The 18,217-nt window shown below is 66.0% G+C and carries 16 protein-coding genes; 6 read left to right on the top strand and 10 right to left on the bottom strand.

Annotated elements, in window-relative coordinates; all coding sequences use genetic code 11:
• Window positions 1-355: 355 nt before the first annotated feature.
• From HEB94_RS10180 to HEB94_RS10170, 3 genes are all read right to left on the bottom strand, one after another.
• Window positions 356-1,747, bottom strand: a complete 1,392-nt coding sequence (locus HEB94_RS10180; RefSeq protein WP_192749230.1) for an IS1380 family transposase — start codon at window positions 1,745-1,747, stop codon at window positions 356-358.
• A 156-nt stretch (window positions 1,748-1,903) separates the two neighbouring features.
• The gene (locus HEB94_RS10175) at window positions 1,904-2,527 is read right to left on the bottom strand and encodes a histidine phosphatase family protein (RefSeq protein ID WP_192749666.1); all 624 of its coding nucleotides are present in this window, start codon (window positions 2,525-2,527) and stop codon (window positions 1,904-1,906) included.
• A gap of 102 nt (window positions 2,528-2,629) precedes the next feature.
• A complete protein-coding gene (locus tag HEB94_RS10170; protein WP_192748393.1) occupies window positions 2,630-4,375 on the bottom strand; it encodes a helix-turn-helix domain-containing protein in 1,746 nt (581 codons plus the stop codon).
• Window positions 4,376-5,081: 706 nt separating this feature from the next.
• Between HEB94_RS10170 and HEB94_RS10165 the strand changes: the two genes are divergently transcribed.
• Both HEB94_RS10165 and HEB94_RS10160 read left to right on the top strand, forming a co-directional pair.
• Entirely contained in the window at window positions 5,082-6,608 is a 1,527-nt protein-coding gene (locus tag HEB94_RS10165; RefSeq protein WP_192749665.1) for a hypothetical protein, read from the top strand.
• Between the two features lie 422 nt (window positions 6,609-7,030).
• Window positions 7,031-8,776 (top strand): helix-turn-helix domain-containing protein, encoded by a 1,746-nt coding sequence (locus HEB94_RS10160; protein ID WP_192748393.1) that lies wholly within the window; start codon window positions 7,031-7,033, stop codon window positions 8,774-8,776.
• Here HEB94_RS10160 and HEB94_RS10155 read toward each other — a convergent pair whose 3' ends face one another.
• Window positions 8,777-9,574, bottom strand: a complete 798-nt coding sequence (locus HEB94_RS10155) for an HAD-IA family hydrolase (protein ID WP_192749664.1) — start codon at window positions 9,572-9,574, stop codon at window positions 8,777-8,779.
• Window positions 9,575-9,771: 197 nt separating this feature from the next.
• On the opposite strand from HEB94_RS10155, the gene HEB94_RS52385 reads away from it, so the two are divergent.
• A complete protein-coding gene (locus HEB94_RS52385) occupies window positions 9,772-10,131 on the top strand; it encodes a LuxR family transcriptional regulator (protein WP_192749663.1) in 360 nt (119 codons plus the stop codon).
• 92 nt (window positions 10,132-10,223) lie between these two features.
• Here HEB94_RS52385 and HEB94_RS10145 read toward each other — a convergent pair whose 3' ends face one another.
• The 4 genes from HEB94_RS10145 to HEB94_RS10130 all read right to left on the bottom strand — a co-directional run bounded on the left by HEB94_RS10145 (window position 10,224) and on the right by HEB94_RS10130 (window position 13,381).
• Complete coding sequence (locus HEB94_RS10145; protein ID WP_192749662.1) at window positions 10,224-10,724, bottom strand: GNAT family N-acetyltransferase; 501 nt, start codon at window positions 10,722-10,724, stop codon at window positions 10,224-10,226.
• A 61-nt stretch (window positions 10,725-10,785) separates the two neighbouring features.
• A complete protein-coding gene (locus HEB94_RS10140; RefSeq protein ID WP_192749661.1) occupies window positions 10,786-11,322 on the bottom strand; it encodes a hypothetical protein in 537 nt (178 codons plus the stop codon).
• Between the two features lie 374 nt (window positions 11,323-11,696).
• On the bottom strand, window positions 11,697-12,479 hold the full coding sequence (locus HEB94_RS10135) for a GNAT family N-acetyltransferase (protein ID WP_192749660.1): 783 nt from the start codon (window positions 12,477-12,479) through the stop codon (window positions 11,697-11,699).
• A gap of 185 nt (window positions 12,480-12,664) precedes the next feature.
• Window positions 12,665-13,381 carry an acyltransferase domain-containing protein gene (locus HEB94_RS10130; RefSeq protein WP_192749659.1) on the bottom strand — a complete coding sequence of 239 codons (717 nt, stop codon included), beginning with the start codon at window positions 13,379-13,381 and terminating at the stop codon, window positions 12,665-12,667.
• Window positions 13,382-13,422: 41 nt separating this feature from the next.
• On the opposite strand from HEB94_RS10130, the gene HEB94_RS10125 reads away from it, so the two are divergent.
• The 3 genes from HEB94_RS10125 (at window position 13,423) to HEB94_RS10115 (ending at window position 15,407) form a co-directional block, all read left to right on the top strand.
• Window positions 13,423-13,575 carry a hypothetical protein gene (locus HEB94_RS10125; protein WP_192749658.1) on the top strand — a complete coding sequence of 51 codons (153 nt, stop codon included), beginning with the start codon at window positions 13,423-13,425 and terminating at the stop codon, window positions 13,573-13,575.
• A 503-nt stretch (window positions 13,576-14,078) separates the two neighbouring features.
• Entirely contained in the window at window positions 14,079-14,555 is a 477-nt protein-coding gene (locus tag HEB94_RS10120; protein WP_192749657.1) for a hypothetical protein, read from the top strand.
• Between the two features lie 249 nt (window positions 14,556-14,804).
• On the top strand, window positions 14,805-15,407 hold the full coding sequence (locus HEB94_RS10115; protein WP_192749656.1) for a hypothetical protein: 603 nt from the start codon (window positions 14,805-14,807) through the stop codon (window positions 15,405-15,407).
• A 376-nt stretch (window positions 15,408-15,783) separates the two neighbouring features.
• On the opposite strand, the gene HEB94_RS10110 is transcribed toward HEB94_RS10115, so the two are convergent.
• Both HEB94_RS10110 and HEB94_RS10105 read right to left on the bottom strand, forming a co-directional pair.
• Window positions 15,784-16,644 carry an alpha/beta hydrolase gene (locus HEB94_RS10110; protein WP_192749655.1) on the bottom strand — a complete coding sequence of 287 codons (861 nt, stop codon included), beginning with the start codon at window positions 16,642-16,644 and terminating at the stop codon, window positions 15,784-15,786.
• Between the two features lie 231 nt (window positions 16,645-16,875).
• Complete coding sequence (locus HEB94_RS10105; protein ID WP_192749654.1) at window positions 16,876-17,823, bottom strand: RNA polymerase sigma-70 factor; 948 nt, start codon at window positions 17,821-17,823, stop codon at window positions 16,876-16,878.
• Window positions 17,824-18,217 lie beyond the last annotated feature (394 nt).

Genomic DNA, 18,217 nt, shown 5'->3' with positions numbered 1-18,217 from the left:
GGCCCACCCTCCTCCAGGTCCTCGACCACGACGGACCCGCCGAACTCATCCGCCGCACCCGCGAAGCAGAAGCCAGCGACCCACACGGCCAACCATGGAAGCGCGGCAAAGCCACCGACGACGCCACCGCCGCCTACTGCACCGCATTCGACAGCACCTCTTGCCAGAGGCGCCCTCAAGCTCGATCCGAGAAGGTGCGCTAGCCCCGGTCTTTCATGAGGGCCGTCGCGATGGTGTTGGTGCTGTGTGATCGGGTGAGACTGTGCTGTGCGTGATCGTGGGTAGGACGTTGCGCCGGCTGGCGCTGCCGGGCTGCGGTTCTCCGGGTGGTGATGTCGTGGGCGGACAGATCGGGTCAGGCTGGTTGTGGGATGGCGGCGATGTTGGCGAAGACCGCGATGATGGCCGCGGCCCAGGGCCACGATTCGGGGATCCGCAGGCGGCGACGTCGGGCGCTGTGTGTGAGGCGGGCGGGCACGTGGAGGAACCGGTAACGCATGGCCTTGGGCTCACACCCCGCCAGGACGACAGCGTCACCGGTGCAGCCCAGCAGCCGGGTCCACGCGGTCAGGTCGGCAGCGACCTGGGTGAGCATCAGCCATGCCTGGTTGATGTCGAACTCCCGCGACGGGAATCGGCCGAGCCCGGTGTCCTTGGCGTGCCGGATCCGGTCCTCGACTCGTGCGTGGGCACGGTGACGGGCTTCGAGGAACCCCAGCTGCCCGGTCATGGTGTTGGTGACGAAGGCTTGGTAGCGCCACCCGTCGCGCTCCTCAAACAGCGACAGCTGCGCGCCGGGGTGCGGTCGTTCACGGCGGACGATGACCCGCATCCCGTCGGGCCAGGTCGTCAGGTTTAGCACTCCGGTGAGCTCGGCGACGTCGCCGCCTTCGCGGATCCCGCCGTCGGCGTCGACCGCTGGCGTCCAGGCCCTCTTCGGGAGGAGTCTGATGGCGTCGCGGATCTTCTCGGTGATGCTGAACCCCACCGAGTACTCCACGCTGCGGCCGCGGACCTTGCCCTGGGCGGTGAGCCAGTCGAGTAGCCCATGGGACGCGCCCGCGCCATCACTACGGATCAGCAGCTTGCGGCGGTGCGTGCCGGGGATCTGTGCGATCGCGTCGGTCAGGACCTCGATGTGATCGGTGGCCGTGTTCGACCCGGCGTTCCCGGCCCGCAGCTTCGCGGCGAGGAACTCGCTGGTGTTGTCGCACCACACGCCCAGTGGGTGGTAGCCGAAAGTCCGCTTGAACGTCGCCGCAGCGTTCTCCTTCTCCGAATGGGCGATCACGATCGTGGCGTCCACATCGAGCACCACCACCTCGCCGAGGTCGGTCCCGGCCACCTTCGCGGCAGGCACGCCGTCAGGAAGCTGGGCCCACACGTGGCGGCGGACGCGGGCTCTTGCGGCCGCGATCTTCTTCAACCGTCCCGCAGCAACCTCCTCGAGTACCCGCCAGACCGTCGGCGGCGACGCGACCGGGCCGAGCACCCCGGCCTGGTGGCGCAGCACGTCGATGTCGGTGATCGCCTCGCCGCCGTCGGCGAGCATCACAGCAACGTCGACCAGCACCTGGCCGCGGTCGTGGCCCGGATCGAAGTCCCGGCGCGACATCGCCTTCGAAAGTCCGGTCGTAAGGCCCGTCCGGTTGCCCAGCAGCCGGGTCGCGACGCTGCCCGAGTGGGCCACCACACCGACACCATCAGCGGACACAGACAAGCCGGCAGACCACGAAGTACGCTTCACCTACGGAGTGCCTTCCACTTGGGGAACTTGAACCTTCGACAAGTCCAAGGATCCCAAGCAGGAAGGCACTTCCGTGCTTCTACACGCCGATCACCCACCGAGCCGTGAACGATCCGGGCTAGTCAGTGCCCAGGCGCGGGCCATGCACCGCCGGACTTAGTTCAGGTGGCGGGTCTCGTTCAATTGCGCGATCTGGTGGCTGTAGTTTCGGTCGTCCTTGCGCAAGTGCGTGATTCCACCTGAGGAAACGCGGAATTGGACACGGCCCGATGCCTCCAAGGGCATGCCAATCCAGGCTGCTAGGAGGAGGGTGACGGTACCTCCGTGTGTCACAACTACGTGATTCTCCATCGCGGAGCGCTGGATCCGATCCATCGCCGCATACGCCCTGACGGCGAGGTCCATCCGTGTCTCTGCACCGTCTACACCTTCGTCGTGCCGTAGCCGCTCGCCGAACTCCGGGATTGGGATGCGGCGTTCTTCGAGCCAAGCCTTGGGTCGGCCGCCCGCCTCGCCGTACGACTTCTCCCGCAGGTCTGGATCCAACTTCAGGCCGCCGCCGATGCGCTTGACGATGACCTCTGCGGTCCGTTGCGCGCGGCGCAGGTCGGATGTGATCGTCTCGACGTCGGCGTCGCTGAGGCGCTCAGACAGTGCTTCGGCGATCGACTCAGCCTGTCGCATCCCCCGCTCGGTCAGATCGGAGTCGAACCACCCACCGACGAGCCCGTCTACGTGGTGGGTTGCCTCCGGATGTGTGACGACATAGATGTTCTTCACTGTGACCTCGAAGACCTCGTTGTGGACGCTGCGGCTGGTGCGGCTGTGACGTGTTTCGAGGCTAACGCTGATTCTCGCGCAGCGGATTCAACCCCAGCTTGATCACTCGTATTCGTAGCGGAGGTGTCGTCCGCCCCACCAGGGGACTTCGGTGGTGGGGAGGTCGGCGTGGCGGAGGACGGGTGAGTAGGCGCGTCGGTCGAGGCGGACGATGGTTTCGTTATCGCGGTTTTCGATTGTGCCGCCGGTGGAGAGGAATCGGCGTTGCAGGGTGTCGGGTGTGGCGGTGGCGTAGCCGGGGAGGCGTCGGCGGAGCGCGGCGCAGATGGTGTGGGCGAGTACGGAGAGCACGACGTCGAGGTCGATGTTGAGGGGGACCGCGCCGGCGAGGGCGTCCAGGCCGAAGGAGCGGATGGCTTCGGCGAGGCGTTGTTCGATGTTCATCCGCCTGGCGTAGGCCTCGATCACGTGTTTGGTCGGGGTGGTGCGATTGTTGGTGATCAGGATGGTGGGTTCGTCGTGCCCGAGTCCGGTGATGGCGAGTTGGCGTAGCGTGCTGGGGTAGGCCGAGAGTGTGGCGGCGGGGTCTTCGATCACGCGGACACGGCGGGTTTTCCCGCCCGCTCGGGCGATGGTGAGTGGTGTCCAGTCCTTGGCGGGCAAGGCATGTAGGTGTTCGGTGAGTTTCGGGGTGCGGGCGCGCAGGGTGATGAAGGCGATGCCGCGGGCGTCGAGGTCGGCGAGCTGGGCCTGGGTGGTGACCTTGGAATCGAAGATCAACAGTTTCGGGTCCGCTCCGGAGGTTGTGCGCCAGTGGTCGGCGAAGGCGAGGATTTCGTTGTTCTGGTTGGCTTTGGCGAGGTCGGCGTTGGCGTAGAGCAGGGTGTGGGTGGCCGCGTCTTCGGCGAAGAAGGTCAACACTGAGCGGGTGCGTTGCGAACGTCTGGGCACGTAGTGTTTTTCCAACGCGGGGTCGGCGCCCCAGTGCATGACGGCGTGGAAGTCGAGGTTGATCGCCTCGCCGTGCGCGAGCCCTGCGGCGAGGCTGGCTTTGTCCAGTGCGGCAAGGAATCGTTGTTGCCGGGTGTGGTCGAGCCGGTAGGAGTAGGTGGTCAGCGCGGTGGCCTTGGGCAGGCTGGTCAGCCCGGCGAACAACGCCGCACCGGGGTCGGTGGCGATGTCGTCGATGTGGGAGACGCGGCGGGTGGTGGTGAGTTTGATCGCCAGCAGCGACAGGATCGAGCTGATCGCCGGGATCACAGACGTGCCGGGATAGCCCGCGGCCCGCACCAGGCCGGGCAGGTCCAGTGCCACCAGATCGGGGATGGTCAGCAGTAGCCCGGCCATCCGGGTGTCGGCGTGGGCGGGCAGGACGGCGAAGTCGATCACCTTGGTGCGGGGCTGGGATTCGCGTCGGGGTAGGCCGCGCTCGGCGTGCGGACGGGGCCACAAGCGTGGGAACCCTTCCTCGGCCAGGACTTCGGCGACCCCGGTGCGGTTGAGCGGAGTGTCCTCCTCGGCGAGCGCGGCAGCGATCTCCTGGGCCGAGTGGCCCAACCGGCGCAGCTCGATGATCCTGGTGCGGGCCGCTTCCTTGGCCGGGGCCGTCTTCGGGCCCGGACGCGAGCTCTGGAAGAACTCGCAGCGTCCGGCCCGGAAGTCCCGCACCAGCGACTGCAGCGTCGTCAGGGTGTAGCCGAAGCGGGTCGCCGCCTCCGCCGCTGAGACTCCCTCGAACAGGTACGCGCGCAGTGCCTCGTAACGACGCTGGTTCGCCGCTGCTGGGGCGGCGAAGTACTCACTGCCCCGACGGGCCGCTTCTGGGGTGGATATCGCTGCTTGTTCCACGATTCAACTACAGCAAGCGACACGATCGCGGTCAACGTGACACGCCGATCACTGGCGGCGACAGAGCGCAACGGCAGCCATCGCTGCGTCTCTCCCGCCGTCGTACTCCAAGTGAGATCGTGCTCGCTCATCACATCCGGGTCGGACGACAATCCGAAATCCGCCACAACAGGCAGTCAGATCGACCCTGACCGATCACCCGCTTCGGGCGCAACGACCATCACAATCACATGCCCATAGGCGAAAGCAGCCCGGAGCCGCCCAACATCCTGGAGCCACCGACGCGCCACCGCTAGACACGAGAATCGGCGCTAAGGGGTCCGGGGCGCCCGCACCGTCATCACGAGTACGGCCAGCCACGGCCACGCCCAATGGCAGCAAGGAGCCATTACGGAAGCCTCAGTCTCAGTTCCCGGCTCATTCATCTCTGTTCGCGACCGTTCGGCCACGATCTGGGAGCCATAACTCACGCGTCCCGGCGCCTAGATGATCACTAGTGAACCCCGTTCGACACACCGGTAAGCGACTCGATCCGGGCCATCAACGAGCCATTAGGCGAGGACGACGAGGAGTACTCCAGGCTGTTCCAGCCTCGCGTTCGCGCCGTAGATCGGGCTCCGAGGGCCATAGACGTACGTTTCCCGAGCTGACAGTGCGGGTTCGATTCCCGTCACCCGCTCCACCACTGGCTCGTGCCATTAACGCGGTGACATCCGTGCTCACATGGGTGACGATGATCCGTGTGCTGAGCCCTGCCGACGTCCGCGAACGGCTGCGCACGGCTGCGACAGCCGCCTTTGAGGGCGACGTCGCTGCCCTGGAACTCGCGGAGTCCTGGCTCACCAGCGTCTCCGCACGGGACCTTCTTCGCATCGATGGGTTCGCTCGCCAGTATCGGTGCGAGGGGCCGACGCTGGGTACGTCACAGCAGTGGACCAGGCAGGTCCTGTCGGGATCTCTACCGGCTGCGGCCCTGGCGAGCATGCATCCCGATGGCTTCGTCCGAGAGCGCGCCGTGCGGCTCCTCGACCGCTCACGGACTCCCTTGAGTGAGCGGATGCTCGCCCTGCGCGCAGCGGATCACGTCGCACAGGTCCGTGTGCCGGCCATAGAGGCAGTCTTGAGTCGAACCGATCTCAAGGCTGCTTCGCGGATCATGCCGGTACTTCAGCGGTTCGAAGCGCGTGGTCGTGGAGCAGAAGCCCGGACCCTCTACCTTGGCGCGATCGAGAACCGGCACGGCGAGCCCCACGTCTGGGCGCAGATGCGAGAGTCCACAGATCGCGATCTCCGTCGCGCCGCCTTCCAACACAGCCGGAAGCGCGGCGGCCTCCTGCGCACACAGGATGCGGTCGACCAGCTGCCCCGGGAGCGAGACCAAGTTGTGCGCCGACTGCTCGCGAACCTGATCGCGGACAACGCTGAGCCCGCTGTGATCCGTGCAGTTCTCCTCCCCGCCCGCACGGCTGAGAGCCGAGTCCTCGGCTTGGTCAAGCTTGACGCGTCTCAACTCACCCCGAGTGACGTCGAAGCTCTACTGGTTGACTCTTCCGTCCTGGTGCGGTCTTGGGCCCGACAGCGCTGGACGGAGATGGGCAACGACCCGGTTGCAACCTGTCGACAGCTGGCGCGGTTCCCGGCGAATCCCACTCGTCGGGCGCGTGCCTACCTTGCCCTGGCGGAGGCTGGTGCGCAGACCGACCGGGGGGAGGTGCTGCACCTCGTACACAGCACGGAACCCGCCCTGCAAAAGGTGGGGTTGCGGCTGCTCGTGGACAAGGCCACGAGCGAGGACGTACCGGATCTGCTTGGGCTTGTCGCAGCCAAGCACTCGCGAATTGCCCGCATGGCAAGCGAAGTCCTCGCGCACAATGTGGGGCTCTGGTCAATTGCCGACCTCGCGCCCCTCAAGCGGGCGACCAACCCGCACCTTCGGCGCCGGGGATGGTGGCTCCATCGCAGCCGCCTAGGCTGGGAACCCTTGATCGCGGACCTTGAGGTACTCCGGGACCCGGATCGGCAACTGGCAGTCCTGGGCCGCCAGCCCACCCCTCCGATGTACCGGCCACCGGACGAACGACAACAGCAGTACATTGCTGAGCTCCTCATCGACGCCCCACTAAGTCGTGATCAGAAGCTCGCAATCGCCCTCGCCGCTGGACTTCGAGACCTGATGACCGAGTTACAGGCATCCCGTTCAAGTTGCTCGATCGTGGTCACGGGCGAAGGCTAGCCACGGACCTGTGCCGCGTGCCCGCTCCACCACGAAGGCCCAGGCCAGGGCCGTGATCAGCTCGCCTGGGCCTTCGTCATCGGCCGTCCGGAGCTCCGCTCGGACCATTAGCGCCGATTCTCGTGTCTAGCGGTGGCGCGTCGGTGGCTCCAGGATGTTGGGCGGCTCCGGGCTGCTTTCGCCTATGGGCATGTGATTGTGATGGTCGTTGCGCCCGAAGCGGGTGATCGGTCAGGGTCGATCTGACTGCCTGTTGTGGCGGATTTCGGATTGTCGTCCGACCCGGATGTGATGAGCGAGCACGATCTCACTTGGAGTACGACGGCGGGAGAGACGCAGCGATGGCTGCCGTTGCGCTCTGTCGCCGCCAGTGATCGGCGTGTCACGTTGACCGCGATCGTGTCGCTTGCTGTAGTTGAATCGTGGAACAAGCAGCGATATCCACCCCAGAAGCGGCCCGTCGGGGCAGTGAGTACTTCGCCGCCCCAGCAGCGGCGAACCAGCGTCGTTACGAGGCACTGCGCGCGTACCTGTTCGAGGGAGTCTCAGCGGCGGAGGCGGCGACCCGCTTCGGCTACACCCTGACGACGCTGCAGTCGCTGGTGCGGGACTTCCGGGCCGGACGCTGCGAGTTCTTCCAGAGCTCGCGTCCGGGCCCGAAGACGGCCCCGGCCAAGGAAGCGGCCCGCACCAGGATCATCGAGCTGCGCCGGTTGGGCCACTCGGCCCAGGAGATCGCTGCCGCGCTCGCCGAGGAGGACACTCCGCTCAACCGCACCGGGGTCGCCGAAGTCCTGGCCGAGGAAGGGTTCCCACGCTTGTGGCCCCGTCCGCACGCCGAGCGCGGCCTACCCCGACGCGAATCCCAGCCCCGCACCAAGGTGATCGACTTCGCCGTCCTGCCCGCCCACGCCGACACCCGGATGGCCGGGCTACTGCTGACCATCCCCGATCTGGTGGCACTGGACCTGCCCGGCCTGGTGCGGGCCGCGGGCTATCCCGGCACGTCTGTGATCCCGGCGATCAGCTCGATCCTGTCGCTGCTGGCGATCAAACTCACCACCACCCGCCGCGTCTCCCACATCGACGACATCGCCACCGACCCCGGTGCGGCGTTGTTCGCCGGGCTGACCAGCCTGCCCAAGGCCACCGCGCTGACCACCTACTCCTACCGGCTCGACCACACCCGGCAACAACGATTCCTTGCCGCACTGGACAAAGCCAGCCTCGCCGCAGGGCTCGCGCACGGCGAGGCGATCAACCTCGACTTCCACGCCGTCATGCACTGGGGCGCCGACCCCGCGTTGGAAAAACACTACGTGCCCAGACGTTCGCAACGCACCCGCTCAGTGTTGACCTTCTTCGCCGAAGACGCGGCCACCCACACCCTGCTCTACGCCAACGCCGACCTCGCCAAAGCCAACCAGAACAACGAAATCCTCGCCTTCGCCGACCACTGGCGCACAACCTCCGGAGCGGACCCGAAACTGTTGATCTTCGATTCCAAGGTCACCACCCAGGCCCAGCTCGCCGACCTCGACGCCCGCGGCATCGCCTTCATCACCCTGCGCGCCCGCACCCCGAAACTCACCGAACACCTACATGCCTTGCCCGCCAAGGACTGGACACCACTCACCATCGCCCGAGCGGGCGGGAAAACCCGCCGTGTCCGCGTGATCGAAGACCCCGCCGCCACACTCTCGGCCTACCCCAGCACGCTACGCCAACTCGCCATCACCGGACTCGGGCACGACGAACCCACCATCCTGATCACCAACAATCGCACCACCCCGACCAAACACGTGATCGAGGCCTACGCCAGGCGGATGAACATCGAACAACGCCTCGCCGAAGCCATCCGCTCCTTCGGCCTGGACGCCCTCGCCGGCGCGGTCCCCCTCAACATCGACCTCGACGTCGTGCTCTCCGTACTCGCCCACACCATCTGCGCCGCGCTCCGCCGACGCCTCCCCGGCTACGCCACCGCCACACCCGACACCCTGCAACGCCGATTCCTCTCCACCGGCGGCACAATCGAAAACCGCGATAACGAAACCATCGTCCGCCTCGACCGACGCGCCTACTCACCCGTCCTCCGCCACGCCGACCTCCCCACCACCGAAGTCCCCTGGTGGGGCGGACGACACCTCCGCTACGAATACGAGTGATCAAGCTGGGGTTGAATCCGCTGCGCGAGAATCAGCGTTAGTGCGCTCATGCGACCGACTCGACGTAAGGTCACTCGGCGGGCAATCCTCCCGTGCACCTGCAACGGGTCCGCTACGTCGAGCTCCTGCAACGAGAGGCAGCAGCTCATCGAGTGTGGTGATCGCCGGGACGGTCGCCGGGTGCTGGCCCACCCGTATGAGAGCAACTCCTTGGTACCCGAGTTGGATCGCGGCGGAGACCAGCTCGGGATCATCGTCGATGAACAAGCATTCGCCGGGATCGAGACCGAGAAGATCGCTTCCGGCCGCGTACATCCGCGGATCCGGCTTGCAACAGCCAAGTACCTCCGAGATAACGAAGCCGGCAAAGTAGTGCTCGATGCCGAGTGCGCGATAGCCCAGCTCCAACCCGGCCCAGTTGTCAGAGACGACTGACATGCCCACGCCCCACGCCTGAAGTTGGTCAAGGACGGGGCGTACGTCAGGAAAGGGCTCGATGGTCGGTCCGGCCGCCGGCGCCTCAAGCTCGTGAAGCAGCGCCTCGGAGGGCTCGTCGATGCCGAGAACCTGCAGCATGGCGCGGTGGTAGACAGTGCGGTTCACTGTCGTGGTGGTCGCATCGAGCGTCCGTTGGCCGACAGCGAACGCCTTTGGGAAGAGTTCCACCCGGGTCTCGGGGTAGTGCTCGACGACGATGCTCTCGAAGTCGTACCGCGGGTTCCAGCGCCCGCCAACCGGGCCGATCAACACACCACCAGAGTCGAACAGGACGCCGCGAATGCCTTGGTCGTCCGTCACAGCGGCACAGAGTATCCGCATCCCCTCACCCGCTCCACCACAAAGGCCCAGCCCAGAGCGTTGCCGTCGAGGACTGCCTGCCGGTCCTCGGGATTGACCCGTCACCAGCGCTGTCGGTAGGGGACCTGGCCGCCGGGCTGCGGCATTTCGAGCAGGCGGTCAGCTGTCCCGATCTCGGCTTCCAACAAGCAAGGAGCATGCTGCTGTACGGCGAGTGGCTACGCAGGTCCCGCCGGAAGCACGAAGCACGACGACAATTACGGGCGGCACTGACGCATTTCGAGCAGTTGGGAGCCGTCTTGTGGGCCAACCACGCTCGCGCCGAACTGCGTGCGGCGGGCGAATCAATCATGGATCGCGCCGACGATCCGCTCGCCGCGCTCACCCCCCAGGAACTGCAGATCGTCCGGCTTGCCGCCAGCGGGGCCACGAACAAAGAGATCGGGGCGCAGCTCTTTATCAGCCCGAAAACCGTCGGCCACCATCTCTACCGCGCGTTCCCGAAGCTCGGCGTGACCAACCGGACCGAACTGGCCCGCCTTGACCTGCCCTCTTAGCTCAGCGGCCGCCCCGGCGGGGAGGCGCGTGCAGCCGTCCCGCGGACCAGTACGCAGTCATTGCCAGCCCGCGCCATCACGTCCCAGAACTGTCACGCCGGGCCGACAGGTGCAACCTCGTCACGCGTTCGTGTTGCATCAGCATCGGTGGATTCCCGGGGCGGCCGAGCGGTGTAGCCGGTCTTGTCGTCTGCGGAGAAGCCGCAGGCTCGGTAGAAGGCGTGTGTCGATTCCCGACGGGATCCGGTCATGAGCATGGCCTTGTAACAGCCGGCGTCCCAAGCTTGCTGGAGTGTGTGAGCAATGATCATCTTTCCGTGGCCGCGGCCGCGTCGTGTTTCGTCGACGACGACGTTCTCGATCACTGCGTACGGCGAGGCGGATCGGGTGATGTTGGGGATGAGGTTGAGGTAGGTGGTGGCGATGACCGTCTCGTCCTGCTCCAGTACGTAGAGGTGGAGCCACTCGGTGGCGAGGATCTGGTCGAAGGTGACACGGTCGGATCCGTCGGTGATGGGGGGATCGTGGGGGTGCAGTTGGCGGTAGAGGGCCATGATGGCGTCGAAGTCCGTGGACTGTGCCTCGCGAAACATGCGGCCGACGCTATTGATAGGTCGCCCTTGCCCGGTACGCGATACGAAGGGGCCCCGTCGACTACGTGCGTCGTCGGGCCAGATACACCTCGAACTCGGCCGGTGTGCGCACTCCGTGGTTGAGTACCGCGTCGTAGACGTCGATGCCGGCGAACTCGCGGAGATAGCCGTCCAGCCTGTGGAGAACGTCCTTGATCCACAGGATCGCGAGCCGGGTCTCGTCGGTGAGTCGTCGTTGCAGCGCCGCAGGGTCGATGAACTCGTCCCGCGGACCGGCGTCCGTCCAGAACGACAGGTCGATCTTCCACCACTCGCCGTCGCCGGCGACGTAGCGCAGGGTCGCGTAGTGGCGCTGGTCATGCTCGCCGCCCGACGGACTGCGCGGACCAAGCTCGTCGCGGTAATCGGCTGCCCGGATGCCCGGATGGCCCAGCAGCTCGCCGAGTGCAGCGGCGACGTCCCGGCCGGGGTCGGGCCCGGTGCAGTAGATGCTGAGGTCGAGATCACGCCAGACCATCAGCCCCGACGCTGCACTGCCGATCCGCTCGACCCGGCCCACCCGTCCGAGCAGACGACCGAGATCCAGCTCCGCCTCCATCCGGGTGACCTCGCGCTGCAGGCGATCCTGACGCTGGAGCAGCTCGGCGGCATCTGCCGGGGCAAGGTTCCCCGAGGCGGGCGTTCTGGCCGCAGGCGGTTCCGGGACGGAAGGCTCGGCTACTCCGTCTTGCTCACAAGGCCCCGCAGTAGGTCTCACCACACCCTCACATTTTCGTTCCGATCGATCCTCCACGAAGTTTCGCACGAGGGCGAAGTGAGACCCAATACCTTACTGTCGGCCGACGTGACGGACCGGTAGGCCCTGCTGTCCCGCGTCACCTGGCCATTAGGGGGCCGTTAGCCCACTGATCCGGTCCTGTTCGACACGGCCTCGACGTCTGAGCAGCCCTCAGACTGGCCTCGCATGCGGTGTCACGCGGGGTTGACGCGGACGCGCATCACACTCTGTCGCCGCAGAGTCCCTACGGCCTCGAACCCGTGAGCGGCAAGGAGCACGGCTTGCCCCAGCCAGTTGTCCTCGTCGACATTCTCCTGCTCATTGAAGGGATAGGCCTCGACCCAGTGCGCACCTCTGGACGCCGCGTCGCCTAGGACTCGCTGGAGTAGCAGGTGCACGAGTCCGTGCCCTCGGTAAGGCGGGGCGATCCCGAAGCAGGAGATGGCGATGACGTCCCGATCCGAAGGGTCGCCGCTGTCGCCGAGCCGGTAAGTCTCACATTCGGACCGCGTCGAGGCGTTGACCCATCCGGCCGGCTTGTCGTCGACGTAGGCGAGGTAACCGTAGGCTCGGCCGCTGCGGAGGAGGCTGATCATGAGTTCACGGTTCTGACGCCACGGGCGCTGTTCGATCCCACCCTGCTGTCCACGTCGAATCACGTGCGGTCCGGCGCAGTAACAGCACGCGTCGACGGGATTGCCCGCGAAGGCGTGGTGGTCGAAGAAGTCCAGCCAATCGGAGATTCGCGAGACTGAGACAGGATGAATGGTCACCGGGCCGATGGTGTCGAGCCGCTTCGTTGAACCGGTGATCCGCTGGGTCGCCTCAGCGACGTTGCGGATGGCCATATCCGAGAACGACCAGTCCGGGTGTCGGGAGCGGGCGTGAGCAAGGTAGGCGTCGCTGAAGGCTTCAAGATTAGGTCCCTCCACGAGGACGGAACAGTCGTCGCATCGAAGCCGGTTGTTCCCCGTCATGCTCAGCACCTCCGTCGTCGGTGTGCGACGCAGCCTAGACGGTGTGGGTGTCCGAACCTCTCCTATAGCGTCGGACGATGACCGCGGGTTGGGATGTCCCCAGCGTTACCTACGACCTGCAATGTCGGGCGAAAGTGAGCACCTGGTCGACGACCTCACATCGCGGGCCAGCATGTGAGGGCCGGTTAGATCAAGATCCAACCTGTCTGGTTGTACCAGTGGCCGCCACCGCGTAGGTGGCGAACGATGGCTCGTTGAAGGGTGCTGTCTTGAGGGAGTTCGTCGAGCAGTTCCGTGGAGACGTTCTTACCCTCGTAGCGTCGGTGAAACAGGTTTTCCAGCGGCGCCCAGTCGGCTTGCTCGCGGTCGGTAAAGGTCTCAAATCGGCCCTGAAAGCGAAGGATGTTCGACGTCTTCGGGAGGTAGGTCGCCAGTTGCTCATCCATGAGCCAGGAGTGACAGCCGAAGGCAACGACTTGCTCTGGGAAGCGGTTGGGGAAGAACTCCAGGGCCGTGCTGAACGAGTTGTCGCAGGCGGCAGGCTCCAGGGGCCCGCCGTCGGATGGAACGTGGGTGTTCAGTCCGCTGTGGCCCAGAGGGAGGATGGGATGGTCTGGCGGGCCGGACCTCGGTCGCTGACGGTCGAACGCGAGCCGTCCAAGCCGGTAGGTGACTCCCCGGAAGACCCGCGGCATGCCCCAAGTGGCGTCCAAGCCACTGATGCCGGTGACCTGTCTGGACCATTCCATCTCGGCGCCCAACGCTGCCAGGCTGGCCCAAGAGATGTCATCGGGGAGGCGGTGCTCGGCGTGGTAGCGACGTACGTGGGGCAAGATCGTGAGGCATACCCAGACAAGGAGGTGCCGCCCGACGGGCCGGTGTGCGGGGGTAGCGCGGGCCATCCGCCGCCCGTGGGTGGCATACCCATGGTGAGTCGTAGATCGTGATAGGCCGCCTCGAGGATCGACCAGAGCGCGGCGTGTGCCGCCGGGTCCGGCCGAGCTTCAAGGGTGGCGGCACGGTCGATCGCATCGACGCCCAGCTTGTCGAGCAGCTCACCCGCGTCGCTGTCGTCGGGGAGTACCGGTGCCTCTGATGTGACCGGAACGTGCAGGTTGTGTAGCCAGGTGACTGTCGCTTTCGGCAAGCGAAGTCGTCGCTGTACATCAGCGATGTCGAGTCCTGTTGGCGGTCGTTCGTCTGGGCGCACGTTCATGGGTCTCCTCCGTCCGTTCAGGCTGGCTTCTGAGCCGGAAGTCGCACCGGTGGTGGTCGTTCGGGGTTCCGGCTGGAGCGACGCAGCGACGAGCGGCTGGTTCACGACCGGATCGACGACGTCAGTCTGTGAGGCACGAGGGACCAAGAACAAGTCTTGTATCCACGACCCGTCGTGACGAGGATGGACGCGGCAAGCTCCTTGAGGAGGGTGTCGGGCACCTGGGTCCACCGCACGTCTCCGCCGAGGTGACCGGGGCCTACCAACGGCCCCGCGATGCCGGCTTCACCAGCCGCCTCATGTGCTGGAGCGCCGTCACACCCCGCCCGCAACCATTCTTGGTCCCGGGCAACCGCTCCGAACTCCTCGGCGTCAATCTGTGCATGAGACTGCTTCTGGTGGCGGTCCTGGCGCTGGTTGGCGGCGCTTGCGCCGGTTCGCCCACCTCGCCAGACCAGGTACGTGACTACTTCTCGCCTCCGAAGTCCTCCCCCGGACTCACCTGGACGAACGGGGATCGCCAGGTCGACACCACGGAGCTCAACACCGTCGCCGGACCAGAACACTGCCACTGGGACAGTGCCGTACTGCTCTACATCGGTTGGCCGCTGGGCACGGTCGCCTCGTCGATCACGCAGGCCCGACTGTATGTGCGCGACCCGGAAGGGGTGTTCCCGAGGGAGTTACGCAAAGGGCTTCGGCAGGACGCCGCACTGCCCGCAGACGCTCGGGACACCGGTTATCGATCCGACGATCTCCAACTCTGGCTCGCGCCATCCGACCCGGACGCCGTTTACCTTCGCGTGGACCGTGACGTCGAGCGTTGGCCACGCGCCAATGCTGGAATCGTCTGCGCCTAGGGGATACGAGCCGACGACGGAGTGCCGGTCCGACCGAACCGCGGAAGCTTGTGGCTCCTGACCTCCGCCATCCGAGGCAGGACCGACCAACTCCTGTCGCTCCTTGACTCTGGCCGACCTGCCCACGCGGTCGCTACAATCCAGCGACCGCTCAGGCCGAGTGGTTATCACACCCCTGCCGACCATCAATCACACAGCACACTGCGACCACGGCGCCTGACGCTCACCAGTGATGAGCATGGGGGAAACATGGGCTGGGCGACCAAGCAGAGGATCATCCTGCTCGGAGCACTTCCGGTGGTCGGCGCGCTTGTGAATCGTGCTGTCCCACTTCCTGGCATTGCTGTCGAGGACGGGATGCGCGACGCCTACCTCGGGGTTCCCGTGATGGTCAACGACCGCATCTACCTCGCCGGCCCCGTCTTCAAGAACAGGTCACCGTTCCCGCTGACGATCCGATCCGCCAAGACCCCCGGCGCACCTGGCGGCATCGAGTTGGTTGACGTCCGCCTCTACCGAAGCGCCGACTTCGAGGACAGCCCACCCCTGATCTGGGCCACGGACGGAGGCCTTGACCGATTCGATCCCGGCGACCGACAGTCTGAGTCCGTCATCGGCAGGCGCATCGCTCCCGGCGACCAACTTGCCGACGAAGGCGACAAGACCGTGGTCCTGTTCGAGTTCCGAGCCGTCAAGCCCGGCGCGTGGCGCTGGCCAGGCACAGAGATCAGGTACCAGCAAGCCGGGCTCACGTGGACGGAATCGATCGGGCCGAATTATGAGGTCAAAGTCGCCACGAGTCGGGCCGAATGGACGAAGTACGGCGAGGGCCAGTGGGGGCTTCCGAGTTGAGTCAGAGTGATCCGCACATTCATGTCGATTCGAAGGTCGTCCGTAGCGCTGCCGGTGTGCGCAACATGCTGGCCGCTACGTTCGGCTTGGCCGCTGACCTACCGCGGGTTGTGACTACGGGATGCGGGTTGCGGGTCTCATATGCCATGACTTCCGAACGGCCAGAGAGTGTGACCTGTCTGTCTTGCCGCGAGTACGCTCGCGCGCGTCACTTGGCCTTTGCCGAGACGATCGAGCAGCGTCTCAGTCGCACAACCGCAGAACGTTCCCACGTTTCTCCAGCAGGCAGGACCGCGCAAGCACACCGCGACCTCGCCAAGCGGTTCGGCGCCACAGAGTGAAGTGCACACCGTTGTCAACCGAACGAAGGTACGCCTCACCCCAGCGTTCGAAGGAAGTAGTCGAGAGCCAGCCAGCCAAGTTCGGTCCATGGCTCGGATCCCCATGGTAGATCTATGTTGGTCTGGAGGTTGTGGAACACGTCCTCCATGACGTGCAAGGTGACGTCGACATCGTGGCTGCTCAGCGTGTCAGCCATGGTTTGCGCTTGCGCGAAGGGAACTGTCTCGTCTCGGGTGCCGTGCACTATCAGGAACGGTGCGGTCCCGGCGTGCACGTGCGCTGCTGGACTTGCCAGCTGACGCAGGTCCGTCGTATCTGAGCGCGGACCTCCGAACAACGTGTCCAGTACCTCGGCCTGATCCTGGGGAAGCGTCAGGAAGTCACTTGGTGCGCAGCGCATGATCACGGCCTGCACCGCGCTGGACCATCCGGGCGAGCCGCAATCCCCTTCGAGGTCCGCCCGGTCTGCTGTCGTGCCGAGCAGCGCAGCAAGCTGCCCGCCGGCCGAGTCACCCCAGGTGCCGATGCGATCAGGGTCGATCCCGTAGCTTGACGAATTCGCTCGGAGCCACCGCACGGCTGCCTTGGCGTCGTGAAGCTGGGCGGGGAACGCAGCCTTGCTGCTCATCCTGTAGCTGACACTCCCGACGATGAATCCGTGCGCGGCAAGCACTGGGCCGTGCCAGGGATACATGCCGTAGCTGCGGTCGCCTGTTCGCCAGCCACCGGCGTGAAAGTAGAGGACCGCCGGCGCCAGCTCCGGGGGCCTTGGCGTCGGCAGCATCAGGTCCAGGTAGAGCCCCCCTTCCCACACAGGCTGCCCGGGGACCTGCCCGTACTGGACTGGGCTCAGAACCTCAATGCCATAAGGAGCCTCGGGTATCGCTATGTGCATGCTGGGTACGTTAGCGACACAGGCTGCCGAAAATCCAAGGCTGATTCCATGGTGCAACTTGCGGGCTACCCCTTGATCGGGACTCTGCCTCACTGCAGCCGAACCGATGAGTTCGCTCTGGAACGGCACGGTAGTACGCGTGGTTCCGCTACCTCGCAGGGAGCCTCCAGCGGTCACGTTGCGAACTGGTAGCGGCCCACCGGGGCGTAGTGGGCTGTAGGTCGTTGGGACTCAACGGCTCACGGCGGTCTCCCGCTCCAGACGCGACAGCTTCTCGGGATTGCGCACGTGGTAGAGGCCGGTGACGTAGCCGTTTTCGACCCGCACCGCCACCACGCCGTCGATCTCCCCGTCGATTCGGACGAGGAGCGCCGGGCTGCCATTGACCTGTACCGGCTCGACCGACCTTTCGGCGTCGCGCTTCCACCAGCCGCCCTCCAGCAAGCGAGCCACCTTGCCGATCCCCACGACGGGCCGCAGCAGGGCATGTTTGACTCCGCCGCCGTCGCTCAGGCCGACGACGTCCGGCGCGAGGATGTCCAGCAGGCTCTGCAGGTCGCCGGTTTCGACCGCGCGCTGGAACGCCTGGAGCGCGCCCTGAATCTCGGCCGGGGAGGCGATGCCGCGTGGTCGGCGCGCCGCGACATGTGAGCGCGCCCGGTGGGCGATCTGGCGGACCGCAGCGGGGGTCTTGTCGACGGCTTCGGCGATCTCGTCGTAGTCCAGATCGAACACCTCGCGCAGCACGAACACCGCCCGCTCGGTCGGCCCGAGCGTCTCCAGCACCAGCAGCATCGCCATCGAGACGCTCTCGGCCAACTCGACGTCCTCGGCCACATCAGGCGCGGTCAGCAACGGCTCGGGCAACCACGGCCCGACGTAGGACTCCTTGCGCCGACCGAGCGCACGCAGCCGGTCCAGTGCCTGCCTGGTGACGATCCGCACCAGGTAGGCGCGTTCCTCCCGCACCGTGGCGAGATCAACGCCCACCCAGCGCAGCCAGGTCTCCTGCAGAACGTCCTCGGCGTCGGCGGCCGAACCGAGCATCTCGTAGGCGACGGTGAAGAGCAGGTTGCGGTGGGCAACGAACGCCTCGGTGGCGGAGTCCACGGAGTCCACCCGGTCGGCTCGCTCCAGCGGCTCCGCGGTGTCCGTGGTCCGTTCGCTGCGCTCGCTCATTCCCGACTCCTGCCTGTTCGCTCCTGGCACTGGCACTGGCTTTGCACACACGCGCACAAGACGCCGGCCCCCACCGCCCTGTGACACCTGCGATCGGTGGCCCACGTCACATGATCGCGCCGTCACAGGGGTTGGAGCGCCAGCGTCTCGTGTTCGTCGACACGCCGCGCGAAGGATCCGGGCGGCATGCATCACCAGAGACGAAGTTGTGAAGGGAAGGCCGCATCATGTCCGCACCCACGACGACCGACACGACGACCAAGCAGGAGGGCCTGCGGTCGCGGATGCCCAACCCCCTGCAGTTCATCCCGGAGATGGCAGGAATCGCCGAAGGCCTGCACGACTCGATCCGGAACAGTCTGATTCCACCGACCACCATCAGCCTGCTGCAGCT

It is taken from the genome of Actinopolymorpha pittospori (assembly GCF_014873875.1).
Taxonomy (GTDB): Bacteria; Actinomycetota; Actinomycetes; order Propionibacteriales; family Actinopolymorphaceae; genus Actinopolymorpha; species Actinopolymorpha pittospori.
This window is presented reverse-complemented; position numbering and strand designations above follow the sequence as displayed.

Excerpts from the sequence above, each read along its gene's own strand:
- HEB94_RS52385 (WP_192749663.1), top strand. The coding sequence starts at position 9,772 with ATGCTGCTGTACGGCGAGTGGCTACGCAGGTCCCGCCGGAAGCACGAA.
- HEB94_RS10145 (WP_192749662.1), bottom strand. The coding sequence starts at position 10,724 with ATGTTTCGCGAGGCACAGTCCACGGACTTCGACGCCATCATGGCCCTC.
- HEB94_RS10140 (WP_192749661.1), bottom strand. The coding sequence starts at position 11,322 with ATGGAGGCGGAGCTGGATCTCGGTCGTCTGCTCGGACGGGTGGGCCGG.
- HEB94_RS10135 (WP_192749660.1), bottom strand. The coding sequence starts at position 12,479 with ATGACGGGGAACAACCGGCTTCGATGCGACGACTGTTCCGTCCTCGTG.
- HEB94_RS10130 (WP_192749659.1), bottom strand. The coding sequence starts at position 13,381 with ATGGCCCGCGCTACCCCCGCACACCGGCCCGTCGGGCGGCACCTCCTT.
- HEB94_RS10120 (WP_192749657.1), top strand. The coding sequence starts at position 14,079 with ATGAGACTGCTTCTGGTGGCGGTCCTGGCGCTGGTTGGCGGCGCTTGC.
- HEB94_RS10115 (WP_192749656.1), top strand. The coding sequence starts at position 14,805 with ATGGGCTGGGCGACCAAGCAGAGGATCATCCTGCTCGGAGCACTTCCG.
- HEB94_RS10110 (WP_192749655.1), bottom strand. The coding sequence starts at position 16,644 with ATGCACATAGCGATACCCGAGGCTCCTTATGGCATTGAGGTTCTGAGC.
- HEB94_RS10105 (WP_192749654.1), bottom strand. The coding sequence starts at position 17,823 with ATGAGCGAGCGCAGCGAACGGACCACGGACACCGCGGAGCCGCTGGAG.